At 71.0% G+C, this 20840-nt stretch carries 20 protein-coding genes; 9 read left to right on the forward strand and 11 right to left on the reverse strand.

Annotation, left to right across the window (positions count from 1 at the left end):
- Positions 1-3: 3 nt before the first annotated feature.
- The 3 genes from WYO_RS22480 to WYO_RS22490 all read left to right on the forward strand — a co-directional run bounded on the left by WYO_RS22480 (position 4) and on the right by WYO_RS22490 (position 3688).
- On the forward strand, positions 4-240 hold the full coding sequence (locus tag WYO_RS22480; RefSeq protein WP_007566795.1) for a hypothetical protein: 237 nt from the start codon (positions 4-6) through the stop codon (positions 238-240).
- A gap of 54 nt (positions 241-294) precedes the next feature.
- Positions 295-2094 carry an ATP-binding cassette domain-containing protein gene (locus WYO_RS22485; RefSeq protein WP_007566797.1) on the forward strand — a complete coding sequence of 600 codons (1800 nt, stop codon included), beginning with the start codon at positions 295-297 and terminating at the stop codon, positions 2092-2094.
- A 103-nt stretch (positions 2095-2197) separates the two neighbouring features.
- Positions 2198-3688: a carboxypeptidase M32 gene (locus WYO_RS22490; protein WP_007566799.1), complete on the forward strand. Its 1491-nt coding sequence runs from the start codon at positions 2198-2200 to the stop codon at positions 3686-3688.
- Positions 3689-3875: 187 nt separating this feature from the next.
- On the opposite strand, the gene WYO_RS22495 is transcribed toward WYO_RS22490, so the two are convergent.
- From WYO_RS22495 to WYO_RS22505, 3 genes are all read right to left on the reverse strand, one after another.
- Positions 3876-7352 (reverse strand): YhaN family protein, encoded by a 3477-nt coding sequence (locus WYO_RS22495; RefSeq protein ID WP_007566801.1) that lies wholly within the window; start codon positions 7350-7352, stop codon positions 3876-3878.
- A gap of 10 nt (positions 7353-7362) precedes the next feature.
- The gene (locus WYO_RS22500) at positions 7363-8601 is read right to left on the reverse strand and encodes a DNA repair exonuclease (protein ID WP_007566802.1); all 1239 of its coding nucleotides are present in this window, start codon (positions 8599-8601) and stop codon (positions 7363-7365) included.
- Positions 8602-8835: 234 nt separating this feature from the next.
- Complete coding sequence (locus WYO_RS22505) at positions 8836-10875, reverse strand: YgiQ family radical SAM protein (RefSeq protein WP_007566804.1); 2040 nt, start codon at positions 10873-10875, stop codon at positions 8836-8838.
- Positions 10876-11229: 354 nt separating this feature from the next.
- On the opposite strand from WYO_RS22505, the gene WYO_RS22510 reads away from it, so the two are divergent.
- A complete protein-coding gene (locus WYO_RS22510; RefSeq protein ID WP_007566806.1) occupies positions 11230-12009 on the forward strand; it encodes an endonuclease/exonuclease/phosphatase family protein in 780 nt (259 codons plus the stop codon).
- On the opposite strand, the gene WYO_RS22515 is transcribed toward WYO_RS22510, so the two are convergent.
- The 6 genes from WYO_RS22515 to WYO_RS22540 form a co-directional block, all read right to left on the reverse strand.
- Entirely contained in the window at positions 11927-13363 is a 1437-nt protein-coding gene (locus WYO_RS22515) for a phospholipase D-like domain-containing protein (RefSeq protein WP_007566808.1), read from the reverse strand. The genes WYO_RS22510 and WYO_RS22515 overlap by 83 nt on opposite strands.
- A gap of 66 nt (positions 13364-13429) precedes the next feature.
- On the reverse strand, positions 13430-13744 hold the full coding sequence (locus WYO_RS22520) for a hypothetical protein (RefSeq protein WP_007566810.1): 315 nt from the start codon (positions 13742-13744) through the stop codon (positions 13430-13432).
- 120 nt (positions 13745-13864) lie between these two features.
- Positions 13865-14671, reverse strand: a complete 807-nt coding sequence (locus WYO_RS22525) for an enoyl-CoA hydratase (RefSeq protein ID WP_007566812.1) — start codon at positions 14669-14671, stop codon at positions 13865-13867.
- 61 nt (positions 14672-14732) lie between these two features.
- Positions 14733-15398 (reverse strand): AAA family ATPase, encoded by a 666-nt coding sequence (locus WYO_RS22530; RefSeq protein ID WP_007566814.1) that lies wholly within the window; start codon positions 15396-15398, stop codon positions 14733-14735.
- Complete coding sequence (locus WYO_RS22535) at positions 15395-15631, reverse strand: hypothetical protein (protein WP_007566816.1); 237 nt, start codon at positions 15629-15631, stop codon at positions 15395-15397. The genes WYO_RS22530 and WYO_RS22535 overlap by 4 nt, the downstream gene beginning before the upstream one ends.
- An 82-nt stretch (positions 15632-15713) precedes the next feature.
- On the reverse strand, positions 15714-16175 hold the full coding sequence (locus WYO_RS22540; RefSeq protein WP_007566818.1) for a hypothetical protein: 462 nt from the start codon (positions 16173-16175) through the stop codon (positions 15714-15716).
- A gap of 273 nt (positions 16176-16448) precedes the next feature.
- Between WYO_RS22540 and WYO_RS22545 the strand changes: the two genes are divergently transcribed.
- A complete protein-coding gene (locus tag WYO_RS22545) occupies positions 16449-16859 on the forward strand; it encodes a hypothetical protein (RefSeq protein WP_007566820.1) in 411 nt (136 codons plus the stop codon).
- A gap of 4 nt (positions 16860-16863) precedes the next feature.
- Here the strand turns inward: WYO_RS22545 and WYO_RS22550 are convergent, their stop codons facing one another.
- Complete coding sequence (locus WYO_RS22550) at positions 16864-17553, reverse strand: uracil-DNA glycosylase (protein WP_007566822.1); 690 nt, start codon at positions 17551-17553, stop codon at positions 16864-16866.
- Positions 17554-17803: 250 nt separating this feature from the next.
- Here WYO_RS22550 and hemH point away from each other — a divergent pair, with 250 nt between their 5' ends.
- The 4 genes from hemH (at position 17804) to WYO_RS22565 (ending at position 19798) form a co-directional block, all read left to right on the forward strand.
- Positions 17804-18886, forward strand: a complete 1083-nt coding sequence (hemH, locus tag WYO_RS22555) for a ferrochelatase (protein WP_007566825.1) — start codon at positions 17804-17806, stop codon at positions 18884-18886.
- 94 nt (positions 18887-18980) lie between these two features.
- Positions 18981-19139 carry a hypothetical protein gene (locus WYO_RS31715; RefSeq protein ID WP_007566827.1) on the forward strand — a complete coding sequence of 53 codons (159 nt, stop codon included), beginning with the start codon at positions 18981-18983 and terminating at the stop codon, positions 19137-19139.
- Between the two features lie 108 nt (positions 19140-19247).
- Positions 19248-19505 (forward strand): type II toxin-antitoxin system ParD family antitoxin, encoded by a 258-nt coding sequence (locus tag WYO_RS22560; RefSeq protein WP_007566829.1) that lies wholly within the window; start codon positions 19248-19250, stop codon positions 19503-19505.
- Entirely contained in the window at positions 19502-19798 is a 297-nt protein-coding gene (locus WYO_RS22565; RefSeq protein WP_007566830.1) for a type II toxin-antitoxin system RelE/ParE family toxin, read from the forward strand. Before WYO_RS22560 ends, WYO_RS22565 begins: the two co-directional genes overlap by 4 nt.
- Before the next feature lie 76 nt (positions 19799-19874).
- On the opposite strand, the gene WYO_RS22570 is transcribed toward WYO_RS22565, so the two are convergent.
- Positions 19875-20786 (reverse strand): peptidylprolyl isomerase, encoded by a 912-nt coding sequence (locus tag WYO_RS22570; protein ID WP_007566832.1) that lies wholly within the window; start codon positions 20784-20786, stop codon positions 19875-19877.
- Between the last annotated feature and the right edge of the window lie 54 nt (positions 20787-20840).

Raw genomic sequence — 20840 nt, forward strand, 5'->3', positions numbered from 1 at the left:
AAGATGCCGGACTTCACCCTCGCCGATCCGAGCCAAGTGCCGGAAGTTCCGCCCCAGCCCACGCCGGCGCCCGAGACCCCGTACGATCCGCCGCAGGCGCCGACGCAGCCGCCCGGTCCCGAGATCCCCGGCAACACCCCGGCCGAGACGCCGGGCATCCAGCCGCCGGAAATCCCGGTCAACGATCCCGGCCCGCCGGAGATCAGCCCGCCCACCGGGCCGGCCAACCCGATCGCCTGAGCGCCGGGAGCGGCCCGGTTTGAACCGGAGGCCCGGCACTGCCATAAGCCCGGCATGGCCGCTCCCCCTCTACTGACCCTCCAGGACGTCGCGCTCACCTTCGGCGGCACGCCGCTGATCAACCGCGCCGACCTGACCATCTCCCCCGGCGAGCGGACCTGCCTCGTCGGGCGGAACGGCTCGGGCAAGTCGACCCTGATGAAGATCGCCGCCGGCCTGGTCGAACCGGACAAGGGGCGGCTGTTCGTCCAGCCCGGCACCACGATCCGTTACCTGGCGCAGGAGCCGGACTTTTCGGGGTTCTCCACCACCCTCGATTTCGTCGAGGCCGGACTGCCGCCGGGCGAATCCGCCCATCGCGCCCGATACCTGCTCGAAAGCCTCGGCATGACCGGGGCGGAGGATCCGAAACAGCTCTCCGGCGGCGAGGGGCGGCGCGCGGCGCTCGCCCAGGCGCTCGCCCCCGAGCCCGACGTGCTGCTCCTCGACGAGCCGACCAACCATCTCGACCTTCCGGCGATCGAATGGCTCGAAGCGGAGTTGCGCGGAACTCGCGCCGCGATGGTTCTGATCAGCCACGACCGGCGGTTTCTCTCCGCGTTGTCGCGGGCCACGATCTGGCTGGACCGCGGCGAAACGCGACGGATTGAACAGGGATTCGCGAACTTCGAGGCCTGGCGCGACGCCTTCTTCGAAGAGGAGGAGCGCGACCAGCACAAGCTCGACCGCAAGATCGCCGCCGAGGAGCACTGGCTGCGCTATGGCGTCACCGCACGCCGCAAGCGAAACGTCCGCCGCCTCGGCAACTTGCACGAGCTGCGCCAGAACCGCCGCGACGTCCGTCGCCCGGTGGGCAGCGTCAGCATGAACGCCTCCGAGGCCGAATCCTCCGGGAGCCTCGTGGTCGAGGCCCGGGACATCTCCAAGGCCTACGGCGACCGGACCATCGTCGACGGCCTGTCCCTGCGGGTGATGCGCGGCGACCGGCTGGGCATCGTCGGAGCCAACGGCGCCGGCAAGTCGACCCTGATCAACCTGCTGATGGGCCGGCTCGCCCCCGATTCCGGACAGGTGGTGCTCGGGACCAACCTGATGCCGGTGGTGCTCGACCAGGCCCGGGCGACGCTGGAGCCCGGGATGACAGTCACCGAGGTGCTCACCGGCGGCCGGGGCGACAGCGTCACGGTGAACGGCCAGAGCCGCCACGTCATCGGCTATCTCAAGGACTTCCTGTTCACCCCCGAGCAGGCCCGGACCCCGGTCTCGGTGCTGTCCGGCGGCGAGCGCAACCGCCTGCTGATCGCCCGCGCGCTGGCGCAACCGGCCAACCTGCTGGTGCTCGACGAGCCGACCAACGACCTCGATCTCGAGACCCTCGACCTGCTCCAGGAGATGCTCGGCGACTACCAGGGTACCCTGATCCTGGTGAGCCACGACCGCGACTTCCTCGACCGTGTGGCCGGCAGCGTGCTGGTCTCGGAAGGGTCGGGCCGCTGGGTCGAGTATGCCGGCGGCTACAGCGACATGCTGGTCCAACGCGGGCAGGGGGTCGAGGCGCGCACGGTCGCGCCCACGAAGAAGGAGCCGCGCGAGCGCACGGCCCCGGCCGCCCAGCCGGCCGGCAAGCCGAAGCTCGGCTTCAAGGACCAGCACGAGCTGAAGACGCTCCCGGCGCGCATCGCCAAGCTGGAGGCGGCGATCGCCCAGCTGAAGGCGATCCTGGCGGATGCCGACCTCTATGCCCGTGACCCGGCCCGGTTCGACAAGGCCACCGCCATGCTGGCCCAGGCCGAGACCGAGCTGTCGCAGGCGGAGGACCGGTGGCTGGAGCTGGAGATGCTGCAGGCGGGGTGATACCGACCCACGGCTCAAACCAGGGATACTGTCTTATCGAGCCTCGGCGGGCACAGTCTCGCGGGGCCGCAACGATCGCGAACCGACCGGAACGGATGATCGCATGACCGCCTACCAGACCCTCGAACAGCGCTTCTCCCGCCTCGCGGCCCTGGAAGGTGCGGCCGGGATCCTCGGCTGGGACGCGCAGACGCTGATGCCGGACGGAGCCGCGGAGGCGCGGGGCGACCAGCTGGCGATCCTGCGCGGGCTGGCCCACGAGATCCTGACCGCGCCCGAGACGCGGGACGAGCTCGCTGCCGCCGAGCAGCAGGGCGGCCTGGATGCCTGGAATGCGGCCAACCTCCGGGAGATGCGCCGGGCCCAGGCCCATGCCGGCGCCGTGCCCCGGGACCTCGTGGAGGCAAGCTCCCGGGCCGTGTCCCGGTCCGAGATGGTCTGGCGCGAGGCGCGGCGGGATTCCGATTTCGCCCGGCTGGCGCCGTATCTCGCCGAGGTGCTGCGGCTCCAGCGGGAGATCGGGCAGGCCAAGGGCGCGGCGCTCGGGCTCGACCCCTACGATGCCCTGCTCGACAGCTACGATCCGGGCATGCGCCGGGCGGTGATCGACCCGCTGTTTACCGACCTCACGAGCTGGCTGCCGGACCTGATCGCCCGCGCCCAGGAGATCCAGGCCTCGCGCCCGGCGCCGCTGCCCCTGGAGGGGCCGTTTGACACGGGCACGCAGCGCGTGCTCGGCCTCAAGCTGATGACCGCGCTCGGCTTCGATTTCGCCCGCGGCCGGCTCGATATCAGCCTGCACCCGTTCTGCGGCGGTGCCACCGACGACGTGCGCATCACCACCCGCTACGACGAGGCCGATTTCGGCCGCGCCCTGATGGGCGTGCTGCACGAGACCGGCCACGCCCTCTACGAGCAGGGCCGCCCCGCCGCCTGGCGGCACCAGCCGGTCGGCGCCGCCCGGGGCATGAGCCTGCACGAGAGCCAGTCGCTCATCGTCGAGATGCAGGCCTGCCGCAGCCGGGAGTTCTTCACCTACCTGGCACCGCTGCTGCGAGAGGCGTTCGGCCGGTCCGGGCCGGAATGGTCGCCGGAGAACCTGCACGCCCTGAACACGCAGGTCCGGCCGGGCTTCATCCGGGTCGATGCCGACGAGGCGACCTACCCGGCCCATATCCTGCTGCGTTACCGGCTGGAGACCGCGATGATCGCGGGCGACCTCGCGGTCGCCGACCTGCCCGGGGCGTTCAACGACGGGTTGCGCGACCTCCTCGGCCTCACCGTGCCGGCGGACCGCCTCGGCTGCCTGCAGGACATCCACTGGCCGAGCGGCGCCTTCGGCTACTTCCCGACCTACACGCTGGGCGCGCTCGCCGCGGCCCAGCTGTTCCGGGCGGCCCGCGCCGCCGAGCCGGCCCTGCCGGGCTGCCTCGCCGCGGGCGATTTCGCCCCGCTGCGCACATGGCTGCGCGCCAACGTCCACGAAGTCGGCAGCCTGCTCGGGACGGACGACCTGCTGGCGCGGGCGACGGGCGCGCCCCTCGGGACGGCGGCGTTCCGGGCGCATCTGGAGGGGCGGTATCTGGGGCGCTGAAGACCGGACGAGGCTCCGGTCCCTATTCCCCCGCCGTGAACGATCGTCCTGCTTCGGCCTGTCTAAGGCGCGACGTGCCCCCTCTCCCGTGCGGGAGAGGGACCCCGCGCCTCATGCGGTTATCGATCAGGGAATGCGTTAGTCGGCACGACCAAGGGCGTTCGTCCGCGCCCGCGCAAACCGCCCCCTACATCTCCAGCACATCCACCGCCGACCCCAGCCGATCCCGGGCGATCTCGGCGACGTGGCGGTGGTGGGTGAACAGGATCGGCTGGACGCTGGCGCCGATCTCCGCGAGCGCGTCGAGGCCGTAGCCGGTGCGGGCCTCGTCGAAGGTCGAGAAGAGATCGTCGCCGATGAACGGCGCCGGCTCGGCGCGGCCGGCGTAATCCTCCAGATAGGCCAGGCGCAGGGCGAGGTAGAGCTGGTCGCGGGTGCCCTCGCTGAGCGCCTCGATCCCGACCAGCCCCCCGCCCGCGCGCTGGCCGGCGAGCTTAGGCGTGTCGGCCTCGTCGTAGGTCTGGGCGAGGCCGGTGAAGGCGCCGCCGGTGAGGGCCCGGAACAGGGCGCCGGCCCGGGCCACCAGGGGGTCCTGCTGGCCGGCCCGGTGCCGGGCCACCGCCTGGCCGAGCATCAGGCCGGCGAGCCGCAGCACCGCCCAGGAGCGGGACGCCGCCTGGAGGTCGGCTTCCGCCGCCTTGCGCTCGGCGGCGGCCAGCTCGGCGCCGCTGCCGCCTTCGAGTTCCGCCCGGCGCCTCTCGGCCCGGTCGCGGTCGGCGAAAATGACCTGGCCGCGCTCGGCCTGCTCCTCGGCCTCCATGGCGAGCCGGGCCAGCTCCGCTTCCACGGCCTCCGGGGGAAGGGCGTCGAGGCCGGCGCGGATCTCGGATTCGGGCAGGCCGTCGGCGGCGCCCGCCAGGCTGCCGCGCAGCCGCAGGCGCTCGGCCCGGAGCATCTCCCGGGCGTTCAGCCGGCCGAACACCTCCGCGATGGCAGGGGTCGGCGCATCGGCCAGATCTGGCATGGTCTCGGCGACCTGGCGGGTCAGGTCCGATCGGGCGGCGTCGCGCAGGCCGAGGGCGTGGCGCAGGGCCGTGTCCGCTTCCTCGAAGCGCCGGTCCAGCTCGGCGCGGCGGGCCTCCCGGGCCTGGGCGGTGACCAGGCGGGCATGCAGGGTGCGGATCGCGCCGGTGGGCGGCGTATCGGCGAGGTCCGGTGCGAGGGCTTCGACCAGGGCAGCCGCTTTGGTCTGAAAGGCTTCCATGTCGCGCCGCAGCCCCGCCGCCCGGCGCTGCAGGGCGGCGCGCTCGGCGAGCCGGTCCGGCACCGTGCGCCAGGCTTCCAGCGCGCCCTCGGCCTCCTCGGAACGGGCGGTGGCGGGCAGGCCGAGAGGCCTCAGCGCCTCCGCCCAGTCCGACTGCCAGGCGGCGCGGCGCGCCCCGGTCTCGGCCAGAGCGGCTTCCAGCTTCTCCGCGGTCGCGGCGGCGGCGCGGAGCCGGCCGCCGGTCTCGAGATTGGCTTCCCAGCGGCTCGCGAGCGTCGCGACCCGGGCCTCGAGCCGTTCGAGGGCCTGACCGATATCGCCATCCGGGGCCGGATCGAGCCCGGCCCGGGTGAACAGGTCGGCGAGCGGCGCCCGGGCGGATTCGATCCGGGTCTGCAGATGGTCCCGCTCGATCCGCTGCTCGGCCAGCCGCTGCTCGGCCTCGATCAGGTTCTCGGTCTCGGCGAGCCAGGCAGCCATCTCGGCCGGGGGGCCGGGGACGAGGCCGGCGGGCTGCCAGGCCTCGCGCCAGGCGGCCTCGCCCTCGGCGATCTGGTCCGCGATCCCGGCGAGCACCCGTTCGGCTGCCGCCAGCGCCGCATCCTCGGCGGCGAGGCGGTCGAGATCGGCCGCGTGGGCCGCGACCCGCGCGGCGTCGGCGGCACGCTCGTCGGCGAAGCGGTCCGCCTCGAACAGGGCGCGCTCGTAGGCGGCCAGCGTGCCGGGCTCGGTGGTGCGACCGGCCGCGAGGGCGTCGCGCAGGGGCGCGAAGGCGGCGTCGCGGGCGGCCCGCACGGATTCGAGCCGCTCCTGGGTGGCGATCGGCCGGCCGGCCTCGCGCTCGCGCAGGCGGGTGCGGGTGGCGTCGGCCTGGGCCCGCGCCGCGTCCCGGCGGTCGGCGGCGCGTTCCTGCTCGCGCCGCTTGCCGTCGAGCAGGGTGCGGTAGCGCGCGATCGTGTCGGCGCTGGGCAGGGGCATGCGGGCCAGCGCGGCGGTGTCGGCCACCGGCGGCGACAGACGCGCCGCCTGGTTGCGCAGCAGGGCCGTCTCCCGCCGGATCGCGGTGTCCAGCGCCTCGTGGGCGGCGAGGCGCTCGTGCAGCTTGGCGAGCGGCTTCAGGGCCTCGCGCAACGGCGTCGGATCGTGGGTGGCGCCGGCCGCCTCGACCTCCCGGGCCAGGCGGTCGCGCTCGGCCCTGGCGGCCGCAGCGTCGCGCGCCAGCTGCTCCTCCGCGGCGGCGAGCGTCCTGCCGTCGCGGATCAGCCGCTCGACCCGGGCGCGGGCGGCGTCGGTGGGCTGGCTGGCTTCCAGGGACGCGAGATCCGGGGCGCCGATCCGGGCGCGCAGGCGCTCTAGGTCGAGCCCGACCTTGTGGGCGTCGCCCTCGATCCGGGGCAGATCGGTGCCGCCCTTCTCGAACTCCTTGGTGCCGCTGAACGCCGCCAGGATCTCCTCGGCCCGCAGGATCAGCGCCGGCTCCACCGGCACCGACTCGGCCTCGCCCCGCGCCCGGGCGCGGGCAGCGTCGGCGCGCGCCGCCTCGGCCTCGGCCTCACGGCAGCGTTCGAGGGCGGCGCCCAGGCGCTCGATCCAGGCGGAATCCGCCTCGGCGAGGCCGGCATCCGCGGCGATCCGGTGGTCCAGCGCGTCGATCTCGGCGACGATCGGCCGGGCGCGCTTCAGGCGCTCCAGCCGGGCGCGCTCGGTGGCCACGCGCTCGCGCTCGGCCCGCAGCGCATCGAGCTGCTGGGCGGCGGCCGCGATCTCGTCGTTCAGCGCGCGCCAGTCGCCGGCGCGCAGGCCCTTCTCGCGGATCGCCTTGCGGGCGGTCTCGTGCCGCTCCAGGGCCTGGTAGAAGGTCCGGTGCTTGGCCTGGCGGGGGGCGAAGATGCCCTCGGCCTCCGCGTCGAGGGCGGCTTGCAGCTCGGTGAGGCCGCGCAAGCCAGACCCAGCTGCGAACAGGCTGGCGCCGACCTCGCCCTCGACATCGACCATCTCGCGCCCGCCGGCCCGCAGGCTGCCGGCATCGAGGCCGAAGGCGCGGCAGAACACGGTGCGGGAGATGCCGCCGAGGAACGGCGCCAGGGCGTCGTCGGGGAGCGGCGCCTCGGCGGCGTCGATCAGCGTCCGGGTGTTGCCCTTGCGGCGGCGGAAGGCCAGGCGGCGCCCGTCGGCGGCCTCGACCTCGGCGCCGAGGCGCAAGAGCGGCATGTCGTGCAGGAAGGCGTAGCGCGTGGTCTTCTCGAAGCCGAACAGCAGGTCGGTGACCGCCGCGAGCGCCGTGCTCTTGCCGGCCTCGTTGGCGCCCAGCACCACGTGCAGGCGGGCATCGGGCCGGAAGGTCACGGTCCGATCGGTGAAGGCGCCGTAGCGCTCCAAAGCGAGGCGGATCAGCCGCATTGTGCGCGCCTCAGCAATGCCGGCCGCCGAGGCGGCCCAGGATCAGCGCCTCGGCCTCGGCACAGAGCGCGTCGAACTCGGCCTCCAGATCGGCCTCCGCGGCGGCGGATGCCGGCATGCGGGCGCCAATCTCGGCGAGCGCCGCCTTGGCCCGACTGCGGAAATCCGGGTCGCGGTCGAGATCGGCGAGAAGGGCCGCCGGGTCGATCGCCGCCCCGGAGGCCTCGACCGGAGCGCGGGGCCTTCGGGTCTCGATCTTCAGGCGCTCCAGCCAGATATCCTCGTGCAGCCGGTGGGCGGCGGCCTGGATCTCGGCGGTGACGTTGTCTCTGTCGGCCGAGAGCGCGTCATGGGCCGGGGTCGTGCCGGCCAGATGCACCCGCACCAGCACGAGGCGCTGGGCCGCCACCTCCGCCAAGGGCCGCAGGGCGGCCTCCACATTCTCGAGGACGGCGCTTGTGTCGGCGGCCTCGCTCAGGTCGACGGTGACCTGCTCGAAGCGGGCTCGGTCGAGGGGGACGCGGCTCAATCCGGTCACCCGCCCGTCTGCGACCTCCACCAGGACCGCGCCCTTCGCGCCGCATTCGCGCACGCTCCGGCCCTGGATGTTGCCGGGGAACACGATCCAGGGATCCCGGGACAGTTCCGCATATTCGTGGATGTGGCCGAGCGCCCAGTAATCGTAGCCCCGCGCGGTGAGGTCGGCCACCGAGCAGGGGGCGTAGGTCTCATGCGCGGCGTGGCCTGTGCAGGAGGTGTGCAGCACGCCGAGGTTGAACCAGCCGGGCAGGGCGGCCGGGTAGGTCAGCGACAGGTTCTCCTCCACGGCCCGGGCCTGGAAGCTCCGGCCGTGCACGGCGACCCGCAGGGATTCGAGGCGCAGCGTCTCGGCGCGGCTCGCGGAGAAGACATGCACCGAGGGCGCCAGGGTGATCGAGCGGGTGATCACGCTCTCGGCGTCGTGGTTGCCGCGCACCAGGATCGTCGGGATGCCGGCCCGGTCGAGACGCGCCACCTGGCGGGCGAAGAACAGCCCGATCGTGTTGTCGGCCCAGTCGCCGTCATAGATGTCCCCGGCCACGACCACGAAGGCAACCCGCCGCTCGATCGCCTGGGTGACGAGGTCCTCGAAGGCCTGCCGCCCCGCGGTGGCGAGCCGGCGGGCCAGCTCCGCGTCGCGGGTGGCGAGGCCCGAGAGCGGGCTGCCGAGATGCAGGTCCGCCGCGTGGATGAAGCTGAAGCCCGACATCGGCCCCCAGTGAGCAATCGGTGAGCCGGGGTCTTAGGCCGCCGGGGCGTGCGGCCTCAAGCGGCGACGGCGCATCGCTGCACAGGCGCGGGGCGCGTGTGACGGCCTCAGGACCGGAACTCGATCAGCATGGCCCTGGCGGCGGCCGAGAAGGTGGCCTTCTGCTGGTCCGCGTCGGGGCATGGAGCCCCGAAGGCCGCCCTTCGCACGTCCGGTTGCGAGGGGGCGCGACCGTCACTTGCGCAGCGGCACGCCCTTCGTGGTGAAACGCGGCGCGCCCGGATGGCGCATGGGGCGCGACTGGCCTCCGGCCTTGCCCGCACCGGCACCGGTTCCCGGCGGCTGCGAGAGCGGAACGAGCTGGTCCGGCCTCGGCCCGATGAGATCCGCGCGGCCCATCGCCCGCAGCGCCTCGCGCAACAGGGGCCAGTTCTCGGGATCGTGGTATCGCAGGAACGCCTTGTGCAGCCGGCGCTGCCGCATCCCCTTGATCGCGTCGACCGGCTCGCTGCCGCCGCGCCGCACGCCCTGCAACGGGTTGATCTCGGTGTGATACATGGTCGTGGCGGTCGCCATGGGCGAGGGCAGGAACGTCTGGACCTGGTCGGCGCGATAGTCGTTCTTCTTGAGCCACAGGGCGAGGTTCATCATGTCCTCGTCGGTCGTGCCCGGATGCGCCGCGATGAAATACGGGATCAGGTAGTATTTCTTGCCGGCCTGCTTGGCGGCGGCGTCGAACATCTCCTTGAAGCGGTCATACGTGCCGATTCCCGGCTTCATCATCAGGTCGAGGGGGCCGCGCTCGGTGTGCTCGGGCGCGATCTTGAGACGGCCGCCGACGTGATGGGTGACGAGCTCCTTGACGTATTCGGGGCTCCGGACCGCGAGGTCGTAGCGCACGCCGGAGGCGACCATCACCTTCTTGACGCCCTTCACCTCCCGGACCTTGCGATAGAGCCGGATCAGGTCATCGTGCGAGGTGTTCAGGTTCGGGCAGATATCCGGGAAGACGCAGGACGGCAGCCGGCACGCCGCCTCGATCTTCGGGTCCTTGCAGGCCATCCGGTACATGTTCGCCGTCGGCCCGCCGACATCGGAGATCACGCCCGTGAAGCCCGGGGTCTTGTCGCGGATCTTCTCGATCTCGCGCAGGATCGAGCCCTCCGAGCGGTTCTGGATGACACGGCCCTCGTGCTCGGTGATGGAGCAGAAGGTGCAGCCGCCGAAGCAGCCGCGCATGATCGTCACCGAGAACTTGATCATGTCCCAGGCAGGGATCTTCGCGTCGCCGTAGGACGGATGGGGGGCGCGGGCGTAGGGCAGGTCGTAGACCGCATCCATCTCCTCGCTGGAGAGCGGGATCGGCGGCGGATTCAGCCACAGGTCGCGGTCGCCGTGGCGCTGGACGAGGGGGCGGGCGTTGCCGGGATTGGCCTCCCGGTGCAGCACCCGCGAGGCGCGGGCATAGGCCTCCTTGTCGTCCTTGACCTGCTCGTAGGCGGGGAGCCGGATCACGGTCTCGCCGGGGCGACGGGAAGCGGCCTCGTCGGTCGAATCGAGATCGTCGGCGGGCAGCTCGGTGTAATGCGCGGGCACGCGGCGGAACAGGGCGACGCCCCGGACGGAGTCGAGATCGTGCGGGGCCTCGCCCGCCGCGAGGCGGTTCGCCACCTCGACGACGGCGCGCTCGGCATTGCCGTAGATGAGCAGGTCGGCCTTCGCGTCCGCCAGGATCGAGCGGCGCACCTTGTCGGACCAGTAATCGTAGTGGGCGATGCGGCGCAGCGAGGCCTCGATGCCGCCGAGGATGATCGGCACGTCCTTGTAGGCCTCGCGGCAGCGCTGCGTGTAGACGATGGTCGAGCGGTCCGGACGCCGGCCGCCTTCGCCGCCCGCCGTGTAGGCGTCGTCGTGACGGAGGCGACGGTCCGCCGTGTAGCGGTTCACCATCGAATCGAGATTGCCGCCGGTGACGCCGAAGAACAGCGTCGGCCTGCCCAGGGCCTTGAACGGCTCCGCCGATTGCCAGTCGGGCTGCGCGATGATGCCGACCCGGAATCCCTGCGCTTCGAGCAACCGGCCGATGATGGCCATGCCGAAGCTCGGATGATCGACATAGGCGTCGCCGGTCACCAGGACGATGTCGCAGGCGTCCCACCCGAGCGCGTCCATCTCGGCGCGGCTCATGGGCAGGAATGGCGCCGCCTTCCTGGCAAGCGGCGCCTTGCAGGCGAGGGTCACCAGGGATCGGCTCGCGGAGGCTTGGAGGTCCATGGGGTGGGTGCATAGACCGCCGAGGCCGCGAGCTCAACGAAGCGCGAGGGGATCGAGCGCTGCAACCTCCTGAAAGCGCCGGAAACCGGCGTTCAATCTGCGCTCGAAATGGCATGCGGGTGCGAGCCGGGAAGCAGGTCGTTCTCGACCAGCGAGCTTTTGTCTCACCCCGGCATCTGTTCAACGTCCGTTCCTGGACGTCGGGTCGGACGCTTGAACGGCCAGGTTCTGACCAAAGCGGCCACCCTCCGCAAAAGCAGATCGGGCTCGCCCCCAAGCGAACGCCCGAGCTTCCGGCGCGTTGAAGCGCGGCGGTGGCGCCAGAACCACCCGGTGAGGTACGAGTCCGGCCCGATGAACAGCTTCGCCCATCCGGACCGCTCCGGCCTCGCCACGGCGCTTCCGATCCGGCCGGTGGAGCGCGCGCACGCGCCGTTCAAGATCGTGAGCTGGAACCTGCTCCGACGCACCGGCGCGGCGGTGGACGACGTCGTCGCCCTGGTCGCGCAGGAGAAGCCGGACCTTCTGCTCATGCAGGAGGCGACCCGGGCGATCGGCTTCCTGCAGGACCGGATCGGTGGCCATTACGCCTGGGCGCCGCTGCCCGGGCGGATCCACGGCCTGGCGATGTGGAGCCCGAAACCGTTTCCGAATGCGCCGCGGGTGATCACGCTCCCCTCGGGCGCCCTGGTTCACCGGGTCTGCCAGGTGCTCGATCTGGGCGAGTTCGGCGTCGCGAACGTCCACCTGTCGCACGGGCAGATGCTGAACCGGCGCCAGCTGCGCCGCATCGTCGGCGAGCTGCCGCCGCGGGCCGCGGTGCTGGGCGATTACAACATCGTCGGCCCGGCGCTGATCCCGGGCTTCCGCGATGTCGGCCCCCGGAGGCCGACCCACGCGATGGTCGACGTGCTGCCGCTGCGGCTCGACCGGTGCCTCGCCCGCGGCATGATCTGCCACGAGCATGCCGTGCTGCCGCGCGGGCCCTCCGATCACCGGCCGATCGTCGTGCATCTCGGGCCGGCGCCGGAAGCGCACGCGCCCGCGCGCTTCAAAGGTATGGCAGCAGCAGTCGCACGGCTGCGTCGCGCAGACGGATCGGCAAAGCGCGCGCGGCGAGATCCTCACGGCTGAGCCGCGATTCCATCTTGCCTTGCATGAAGGCGTCGAGCTGGGCCGCGAGGTCGGCGTCGATGATCTCGACGTTCAGTTCGAAATTGAGCCGGAAGCTGCGCATATCCCAGTTCGCGCTGCCGACGAAGCACCAGACGTCGTCGACCACCATGGCCTTCGAATGGTCGAAGGGCGGCTCGTCGAGCCAGACCCGCACCCCGGCGCGGAGCAGCGGGTCGAGATGCGCCCGGGTCGCCCAATCGATGAACGGATGGTCGCTCACCCGCGGGATGATCACGTCCACGATGATGCCCCGGGTCGCGGCCTGCGCGAGGGCGCCAGTGACCAACTCGTCGGGCAGGAAATAGGGGGTGACGAACCGGACCGTCCGGCGGGCGCAGGCGAGCGCCTGGAGGATGACCTGCTCGATCTTCTCGACATCCGCGTCCGGCCCCGAGGTGACCACCCGGGCGACGCTCTTGCCCACCGGCTGCAGGTCGGCGAGCCACGGCTCGGAATCGAGGATCTCGCCGTCCACGAAGGCCCAGTCGGCCGCGAAGGCCACCGCGAGCTGCTCGACGACAGGCCCGCGGAGACGGAAATGGGTGTCGCGGATCGGATGCTCGGGCTTCAGGGAGACCCGGTTCGGCTGCGAGATGTTGAGACCGCCGGTGAAGGCGACGCACCCGTCGACGATCAGCAGCTTCTTGTGTGAGCGCAGATTCAGGAACGGCATCCGCCAGGGCAGCGCCGAGTGCATGAACAGGGCCGCCGGGATGCCGAGGCTGGTGAGCCGGTGATAGACCGGCGCGCGAAAATAGCCGCCGCCGATCCCGTCGATGATCACGCGGACCTTGACGCCCCGGGCCTTCGCCTCGGCCAGGGCATCGCAGAACGCGCGGCCGGTGGGATCGTCGCGGAAGATATAGCTCGACAGCCCGATGCTGGCCTTGGCGTCACGGATCGCCGCCAGCATCACCGGATAGGCGGCGTCGCCGTTGCGGAACATCTGCACGTCGTTGCCCGTGAAGGCCGGGAGCCCGGTGATGCGCCGGATCGCCCGGTCCAGGGGCCAGAGCGTCTCGGGCACCACGGCATCGTCGGTATCGGGCAGCTGGGTCGCGTCGGAGGGCTTCGTGCGCAGCTTGCGCGCCCGGCGCGAGACGCGGTTGATGCCGAAGGTCAGGTAGAGCGCGGTCCCGAAGATCGGCGAGAGCCAAGCCAGCCCGATCCACCCGACCGCGACGCTGACCCGGCGCTTGCGCAGCAGGGCGTGCAGGGTGACGCCGATCGCCAGGGCGAAGCCGATGAGCGCCGCAACATCCGCCCGCAACAGGGCGGTGGATTGCAGCCATCGATACAGCGCGTCTTCCAAGGTCTCGGCATCCGGTTCGCGTCAGACGGCGCCGGATATAGCTGAAGGAAACGCCGAGGCGCGGATTTAATACGGCCGGAGGGGCGGCTGTGCGCCGGTATCGGCGGTTCCGAGGGGCCGGGCGCAGCGATACGGCCCGCTGCCGTCGAGCGCCGCGTACAGGATCCGGCCGCCATCCGCGATGCAGCGCGCCTTGGCCTCGGCATAGGGCCTGTGGAAGCTCCAGATCGTGATCATCGGGCCGACCGTGCCGAGGCAGACGCCGCCGAACAGTAGGGCGGCGGCCCAGGTCGCGCGGTCCGGACGCGGACGCGGCGGCCGGGGCGGCGGCATGGTGCCGACGAAGGCCAGGGTCAGTCCGAACAGGTCGATCGCGCTCATCAGCCGTTCCGCATGGAGGTGCCGAGCCCGGCAGGACCGGATATGCCGTCATCCTAGGGCAGGGCGCCCCCGGAGCCTACGCATCCCGACGCGGGGGACCTGCGTCGTATCGCGCGGGGCTCACGGCTCCCAGCGCGGCGACCGCTTGGTGAGGAACGCGTCGATGCCCTCCTGGGCGTCGGCCATCATCATGTTCCGGGTCATGATTTCGGCCGTGTAGCCATAGGCCTCCTCCAGGCCCATCTCGATCTGCCGACCGAACGCCTCCTTGCCGATCGCCAGGACCCGCCGCGCCTTTCCGGCGATGGTTTGGGCCATGGCGTTCACCGCCCCGTCCAACTCGGCTGACGCCACCACGCGGTTGACCAGGCCGATCCGCAAAGCCTCCTGCGCACCGACCGGCTCGCCGACCAGCAGCATCTCCAGGGCGGCCTTGCGCGACACGGCCCGCGACAGGGCGACCATCGGGGTCGAGCAGAACAGGCCGATCTGCACCCCCGGCGTGGCGAAGCGGGCCTCCTCGGCGCAGAGGGCGAGATCGCAGGTGGCGACGAGTTGGCAACCCGCCGCGGTGGCGATGCCGTGCACCTGGGCGATCACCGGCTGCGGCAGGCGCGTTAGGCTCAGCATCAGGCGGGCGCAGGTGCGGAACACCGCCTCGGTCGCCGCCCGGGAGGGATCGGCGCGCATCTCCTTGAGGTCGTGCCCGGCGCAGAAGGCCGGGCCGGCCCCGCGCAGGATCACCACCCGGACCGCAGGATCCTCCCGGATCGCGTCGAGCGCGTCCTGCAGCGCGCTCATCAGCGCCATCGACAGGGCGTTGCGCGCCTGCGGACGGTTCAGCGTCAGGGTCGCGACGCCGTCGGCATCGTGGCGCAGCAGGACGGGCGCGTCCGCGGAGGTGGGGGCGGCGAGGGCTGCGGACATGGCGATATCCTAAAGCGCGCTGCGCGGGTGCGCATCAAGGCGATTCCGCGGAGGACGCGGATCACCGCTCCGGTGGGCCGCCGTCGAAGGGATCCGATTGCGATCCGGCGTCGCCGTATGCGTCATCAAGCGTTTCCTCGGCTGGACCCTGCCTCAAGGCGACCGGGATCGCGGCCCTGGCCCAGTGCGGCAAGCTACGGCTGACCAGCTTTGTGTGGTCATTCTCGCGGCTCAAGATCAGCCTGCATCGCTTGCCGCTATTGTCAAACACCAAGCTCCGCTGAGCGATCCGCATGGCGTCTGGCAGGTGCGCCATGCTGCGTGCAAAACGGCGCTCGAGATCGGCGGCGGGAACCGGATGCCCCCCGCGTTTCACGCGCTCAGCTACGCGACTGCGCGATTGTATGATGCTGCCAATCCCTACGAAGACCAGATTGACCTTGAACCCGTGATTGCGGGTCTCGGCCATGAAGGCGCGCTCGCTGCAACCGGCCAGCGTCGTCTCGATGCCGAAGCTCTGGTGGGCATCTCGCAAGGCCTGTCGGCGTTCGATGGCGAGACGGCCCGCCCGGGCCGCCATACTTGGGTTACCACCCCGGCCGCGTGCGATCTCCCGTGCCATGTCGTCCGGACTTACCACTTCGATACGTCCGCACGCATAACGGAGCGCCAGGGTCGATTTGCCGGCGCCGTTCGGCCCGGCAAAAACCCAAAGCTGCGGCGTCATAGATCGCGGATGACTTGGTCGCCCGCCTCGTCGAATCGGACCAGCTCCCGCCGTCCGCCGGGGTATTCTTTCACGAGCAGGCCTTCGGGCGTATCGCCCTCGACGTAGTAGACCGGAAAGCCGGCTTGCAGATGCTCCCGCGCCGCCGCACCATCGTCGTGCCGCGCGTTCAGGAGGTCTCGCCAGAGGCTTTCGCTCGTATCAACGGGCTTCGTGGCTTTTATCGCTGTCATGGAGGGACCCTCCGACCGGATCTGCGACAAGCCTACCACGGAACCGCGAAGCGTGCCCTTGCGAGGTCGCCGAGAACGCCCCTCAATCCTGCTCGGCGAGAGCGAGATCCAGGCTGGCGAAATCGGCGCCCGGGCCGTTCCACCACACGCTCGGATAGGAGGGCAGCCGGCCCATCACGCCGGCATAGGCGTCTGCCAGAGCCGTATCGATGATCACCAGCGTCGCGCCGGAGCGAGCCAGGCTGTCGGCGAGCGCCTCGCCGCGGCGGCTGCCGTCGAGGGCGAGGACGCGGACCCCGATCCGCGCCAGGCCGAGGCGCATCGCCTCCGCCTGACCGAGGTCGCGGACCAGGAGGGCGACGATCTCGCCGGCGCGCAGGCCCTCGGCGAAAGCCCAGTGGGCGACCCGGTTGGGGCAGATCGCCGGGGCGGCGCGCCGGTCGCCTGAGGCGAGGCCGAGCCCGGATCGGAAGCGCCGATCGGGATCACGCGGGCCCGGCGCCGGGACCGGAATGTCTGCGACAGTGGAGTTCACGCCAAACATACGCTGCGAACCGCCTGGATCTGGATAAACGGTGGACCTTGGCGTGACGCGCGCAGGTTAACACTCTGTCTCACGTTCGCAGATCTCCGGAACACTGGCCGTTTTTCAGGGCTCCGGACGGCCGGGACTGCGCCTATGCCGAATCGATGATGAACGGGGCAGAGCGATTTGGAGGCAAATTCGGTCGCATTGGCCTCGGGCGCCGGCCGGCCTATCTCCCGCTCGGAGCGGGCGACCCGGAAGAGGTTGCCCCGACTGAGGAAACACCCACCCATGCGCCAGATCGCCCCCTACGCGGCCGCCTTCGCTCTCACGCTTGCAGCCCTGCCGGCGCAGGCGCAGATCCGCAACGCGCCGTCCCCGCGAGCCCTGGAATTTGCCGCCTACATCTTCGCGGCCTCGAATGTCTGCGGCTACCGGATCGGCAACGAGGCCTTCGAGGGTCTCCTGGCGAAGCAGAACGTGCGGGTCGACGACGTCCAGCCGCGGGGCCCGTTCGGCAACCGGGTGCAGACGATGTTCACCCTGATGTCGAATCAGATGGCCCAGAACCGCGACCAGGCCTGCATCGCGGTGGCCGGCGAGTACGGACCGGAGGGTGCGATCACCAAGAACGTCCTGCTGCCGGCCGGTCCGACGACCGGCGCCCCGGCCCCGACGGAGCCGGTCAAGCCCGCGCAGTGATCGTTCAGCCCAGGCGCCACGCGATCGGCGACACCCCGCGCTCGGCCAGCCAGCCATTGGCGCGGCCGAACGGGTCGGAGCCCGGGAAATCCCGGGCGCGGTTGAGCGGGGAGGGATGCCCGCTCTCGAACACGCCGTGGCGGCCTGAATCGATCAGCGCCGTCCGGGCGCGGGCCTGGGCGCCCCAGAGCAGGAAGACCGCCGGCTCCGGACGGGCCGAGACCGCGGCGACCGCCTCGTCGGTCAGAGCCGACCAACCGTAGCGCAGATGCGCGCCGGCCTTTCCGGCCTCGACGGTCAGCGCGCTGTTCAGGAGAAGGACGCCCTGGCGGGCCCAGGGGGTCAGGTCGCCGCCGGCAGCCCGTTCCGAGCCTGCCTCCGCGAGGATCACGCGCAGGGACGCGGGCAGCCGGCCGGAGCCGACATACGAGAAGGCCAGGCCGTTGGCGTCGCCGGGCGTCGGATAGGGATCCTGCCCCAGGATGACGGCGCGCACCGCCGGCAGCGGCGTCTCTGTCAGCGCGCGGAAGATGTCGGCCGGCGCCGGCAGCACCCGCGCGCCCTCGGCGATCCGGGCATCGACCCGGGCCGCTACGGCGTCGGCCGCACCGCCGGCGAAGAACGGCAGCGCCAGCCATGGCGATCCGGAGGCGCGGAAGGCCGCCAGCGCGGCGGCCACGGGGGTGTCGGTCATCGGGTCTCGCCGGGTCGGACGATGCGCTCCGCGGTTGCGGGGCACCGGCGCCATGATTAGGGAGAATGGGTCGGCCCCGCGCCAGCGCGTACGGTCCAGCATGTCGCAGCCGGCCTTCGCTGAGCGGGCGGACACCCTACATGGGGCGGACGCGATACCGAACACCCCGGTTCAGGCCCAAGCGCGTGCGCCGGCTGCCGGGTATCCGAAGCCAGAAGAAGGACTCGGCGCGCGGCGCCGGAACGCTGCCATGAACGAACGCGTCGAACCCGCCGCGCTGGCGGATGGCCGGCCCCTCTCGACCCTCGTCCCCGCCGCGGGCGGCCTTCCGGCCGACCACCCGAAGGTGGCCTGGGGCCGCGTTGGCGTGCTGCTGATGAATCTCGGCACCCCCGAGGGCACCAGCTACTGGCCGATGCGCCGCTATCTCAAGGAGTTCCTGTCGGACCGCCGGGTCATCGAGGTGCCCCGGCTGATCTGGTGGCCGCTCCTCAACCTGATCATCCTGACCAAGCGCCCGGGGCCGAAGGGTCGCGACTACGCCAGCGTCTGGAACAACGAGCGGAACGAGGGTCCGCTCAAGACCATCACCCGCGGCCAGAGCGAGCGCCTGCAAGCCGCGATGGGCGATTCCGTCGTGGTCGACTGGGCGATGCGCTACGGCAAGCCGGAGGTGGCTGAACGCCTCCAGGCGCTGCTCGACCAGGGCTGCGACCGGATCCTGCTGGTGCCGCTCTACCCGCAATATGCGGCCGCGACCTCGGCCACCGCCTGCGACCAGGCGTTCCGGGCGTTGATGGACATGCGCTGGCAGCCGACGGTGCGGGTGTCGCCGCCCTATCACGACGACCCGGTCTACATCGCCGCCATGGCCGATTCGATCCGCGAGGGCCTAGCCAAGCTCGATTTCGAGCCCGAGGTGATCCTGACCTCGTTCCACGGCGTGCCGCGCAGCTACCTGCTCAAGGGCGATCCCTATCATTGCCAGTGCCACAAGACCGGACGTCTGATCCGGGAGGCCCTGGGCATGTCGCCCGAACGGATGCGGGTGACCTTCCAGTCGCGGTTCGGCAACGAGGAATGGCTCAAGCCCTACACCGACGAGACCGTGACGGAGCTGGCGAAATCCGGCGTCAAGCGCATGGCGATCGTCGCCCCCGGCTTCACGGCGGATTGCCTGGAGACGCTGGAGGAGCTCGACGGCGAGAATCGCCATTATTTCGAGGGGAACGGGGGCGAGCGCTTCGCCTACATCCCGTGCCTGAACGATTCCGATCTCGGCATGAAGGTGATCGAGAACGTGGTGCGCCGCGAGCTTCAGGGCTGGCTCTGACGCGAAAGCGCCGCGACGCCGCTTGCGGTCGGGCCCGGCCGGCCTATCATCCTCCGAAGCTGGACGGTTTTCAGATCCGGCGTCGGAGGATCACATGGCGTTCTTCATCGGGATCGCGTGTCCCTGGCTCCTGATCGCGGTGCTCGACCGGATCGCCGAAGGCCGCCGCACGGCCGAGCTCGCCGCGCTCGGCGTCACCGCCCCGACGCCGCCCGCGAGCTCGGCGTATCTGCATCCCGACCGGCCTTATTAAGATCTGAGGATCAGCCGTTAAGCGGGCCTCATCGGCCCGCGCTCCGCGCTGGCGACGCTTTGCATGAACAGATAACCTTTGCTTGGGAGCCGTCTTCAGGAGGACGCGATGATCCGTGCCGATCTCGGGCAGCAACTCGAAGCCTTCGTGGCGCGGCTGGTTGAGACCGGCCGGTACACATCACAGAGCGAAGTTCTGCGTGAGGGGGTCCGGCTCATCCAGGATCGGGAGGTCCATATCGCGGCTCTGGATGCCTCGATCGCACGCGGGATCGAGCAGGCGGATGCGGGACAGACGAAAGCCGCCGAGGAGGTTTTCGACCGCCTCGAACGCAAGTACCGTGACCTGAGCAACGCCAAAGCGTGATCGTCCGTTTCACCGAGGAAGCGGAACGCGACCTAGAGTCGATCGGCGACTACATTGCCCGCGATAACCCGTTTCGGGCGCTTAGCTTCGTGCAGTCGCTTCGTTCCAAGTGCATGGGCCTCGCCGACTTACCGAACGGGTTTCCTCTGGTCCCACGTTACGAGAAGCAGGGGATTCGCCGTCGGGTTCACGGCAATTATCTGATCTTCTATCGTGTCGAGACCGATCAGATCGTGATCTTGCACGTCGTCAATGGCGCAGTGGATTGCGACGGCATCCTTTTTCCGCCTTGAGCAGTCCTTGTTTGGATCGTGAGGATCCGGCAGGTGCGCAAGCCATCTGCCGGATCGATCCGCTATGCCGATCCGATCACGGCTTTTTCGTCTCGGGCGCCGGCTGGGCTGCGGCGGGCGCCGCGTCGGTGCGGTCGATCTTGGCGTCGGCGCGCAGCTTCAGGATTAGGTCCTGCTGGGCCTTGCGGACCAGGTGCTGGTCGATCTGCTCCTTCAGTTCGTCGAAGGTCGGCTGCGGCTTCGTGCGCTTCTCCTCGACCTTGATCACGTGCCAGCCGAACTGGCTCTTGACCGGGTCGGAGACCTGGCCCGGCTTCATCGCGAAGGCGGCGTTGGCGAAGTCCGGGACCATCCGCTCCTTGGTGAACCAGCCGAGATCGCCGCCCTCGGCCTTGGAACCCGGATCCTTCGAAGTCTCGGCGGCGACCTTGGCGAAATCCTCGCCGCCCTTGATCCGCGCGGCGATCTTCTTCGCGTCGCCCTCGTTGTCCACGAGGATATGGCGCGCGTGCACCTCCTCCTCGGGCTTCATCAGCTTGACGGTCTGGTCGTAGATCGCGTGCTCGGCCTCGGGGGTGACCGCGCGCTTGGCCTCCTGCTCCAGGTAGTCGTCGAGGAGGAGCTTGTCCCGGAAATAGGCGAGCTTGCGCTTGAACTCCGGCGTGTCGCCGATCTTGGCCGCCTCGGCGGCCTGCGCGCCGACCCGCAGGTCGACCATGTAATCCACCAGCAGGGACTTCTTCTGGGCCTCGTCGACACCCGGCAGCGACAGGGCCGGATCGTCCGACGCGATGGCCAGGTCGCCCTGCGTGATCGGCTTGCCGTTGACGCTGGCCACCACGGTGTCGGGGCTCGGGGCGGCCGTGTTGGCTGCAGGCGTCGAGGTCTGAGCCGGGGCCGCCTGGGGCGCCTGGGCCAGCGCGACACCGGGCATCGCGAGCATCAGGGCGAGCGCGCTCGCGCGCCGGAGGAGGGCGGTGTTCGGCATGCTGGCGTGGTCCTCGGCTGACGTCCCGGCGCCGCCCCGGTGAGGCCGGGCGGC

The sequence above is a fragment of the Methylobacterium sp. GXF4 genome (assembly GCF_000272495.1).
Lineage (GTDB): Bacteria > Pseudomonadota > Alphaproteobacteria > Rhizobiales > Beijerinckiaceae > Methylobacterium > Methylobacterium brachiatum.

Coding starts and splice junctions, on each gene's coding strand:
- WYO_RS22480 (WP_007566795.1), top strand. CDS start 4: ATGCCGGACTTCACCCTCGCCGATCCGAGCCAAGTGCCGGAAGTTCCG.
- WYO_RS22485 (WP_007566797.1), top strand. CDS start 295: ATGGCCGCTCCCCCTCTACTGACCCTCCAGGACGTCGCGCTCACCTTC.
- WYO_RS22490 (WP_007566799.1), top strand. CDS start 2,198: ATGACCGCCTACCAGACCCTCGAACAGCGCTTCTCCCGCCTCGCGGCC.
- WYO_RS22495 (WP_007566801.1), bottom strand. CDS start 7,352: ATGCGGCTGATCCGCCTCGCTTTGGAGCGCTACGGCGCCTTCACCGAT.
- WYO_RS22500 (WP_007566802.1), bottom strand. CDS start 8,601: ATGTCGGGCTTCAGCTTCATCCACGCGGCGGACCTGCATCTCGGCAGC.
- WYO_RS22505 (WP_007566804.1), bottom strand. CDS start 10,875: ATGGACCTCCAAGCCTCCGCGAGCCGATCCCTGGTGACCCTCGCCTGC.
- WYO_RS22510 (WP_007566806.1), top strand. CDS start 11,230: ATGAACAGCTTCGCCCATCCGGACCGCTCCGGCCTCGCCACGGCGCTT.
- WYO_RS22520 (WP_007566810.1), bottom strand. CDS start 13,744: ATGAGCGCGATCGACCTGTTCGGACTGACCCTGGCCTTCGTCGGCACC.
- WYO_RS22525 (WP_007566812.1), bottom strand. CDS start 14,671: ATGTCCGCAGCCCTCGCCGCCCCCACCTCCGCGGACGCGCCCGTCCTG.
- WYO_RS22530 (WP_007566814.1), bottom strand. CDS start 15,398: ATGACGCCGCAGCTTTGGGTTTTTGCCGGGCCGAACGGCGCCGGCAAA.
- WYO_RS22535 (WP_007566816.1), bottom strand. CDS start 15,631: ATGACAGCGATAAAAGCCACGAAGCCCGTTGATACGAGCGAAAGCCTC.
- WYO_RS22540 (WP_007566818.1), bottom strand. CDS start 16,175: ATGTTTGGCGTGAACTCCACTGTCGCAGACATTCCGGTCCCGGCGCCG.
- WYO_RS22545 (WP_007566820.1), top strand. CDS start 16,449: ATGCGCCAGATCGCCCCCTACGCGGCCGCCTTCGCTCTCACGCTTGCA.
- WYO_RS22550 (WP_007566822.1), bottom strand. CDS start 17,553: ATGACCGACACCCCCGTGGCCGCCGCGCTGGCGGCCTTCCGCGCCTCC.
- hemH (WP_007566825.1), top strand. CDS start 17,804: ATGAACGAACGCGTCGAACCCGCCGCGCTGGCGGATGGCCGGCCCCTC.
- WYO_RS31715 (WP_007566827.1), top strand. CDS start 18,981: ATGGCGTTCTTCATCGGGATCGCGTGTCCCTGGCTCCTGATCGCGGTG.
- WYO_RS22560 (WP_007566829.1), top strand. CDS start 19,248: ATGATCCGTGCCGATCTCGGGCAGCAACTCGAAGCCTTCGTGGCGCGG.
- WYO_RS22570 (WP_007566832.1), bottom strand. CDS start 20,786: ATGCCGAACACCGCCCTCCTCCGGCGCGCGAGCGCGCTCGCCCTGATG.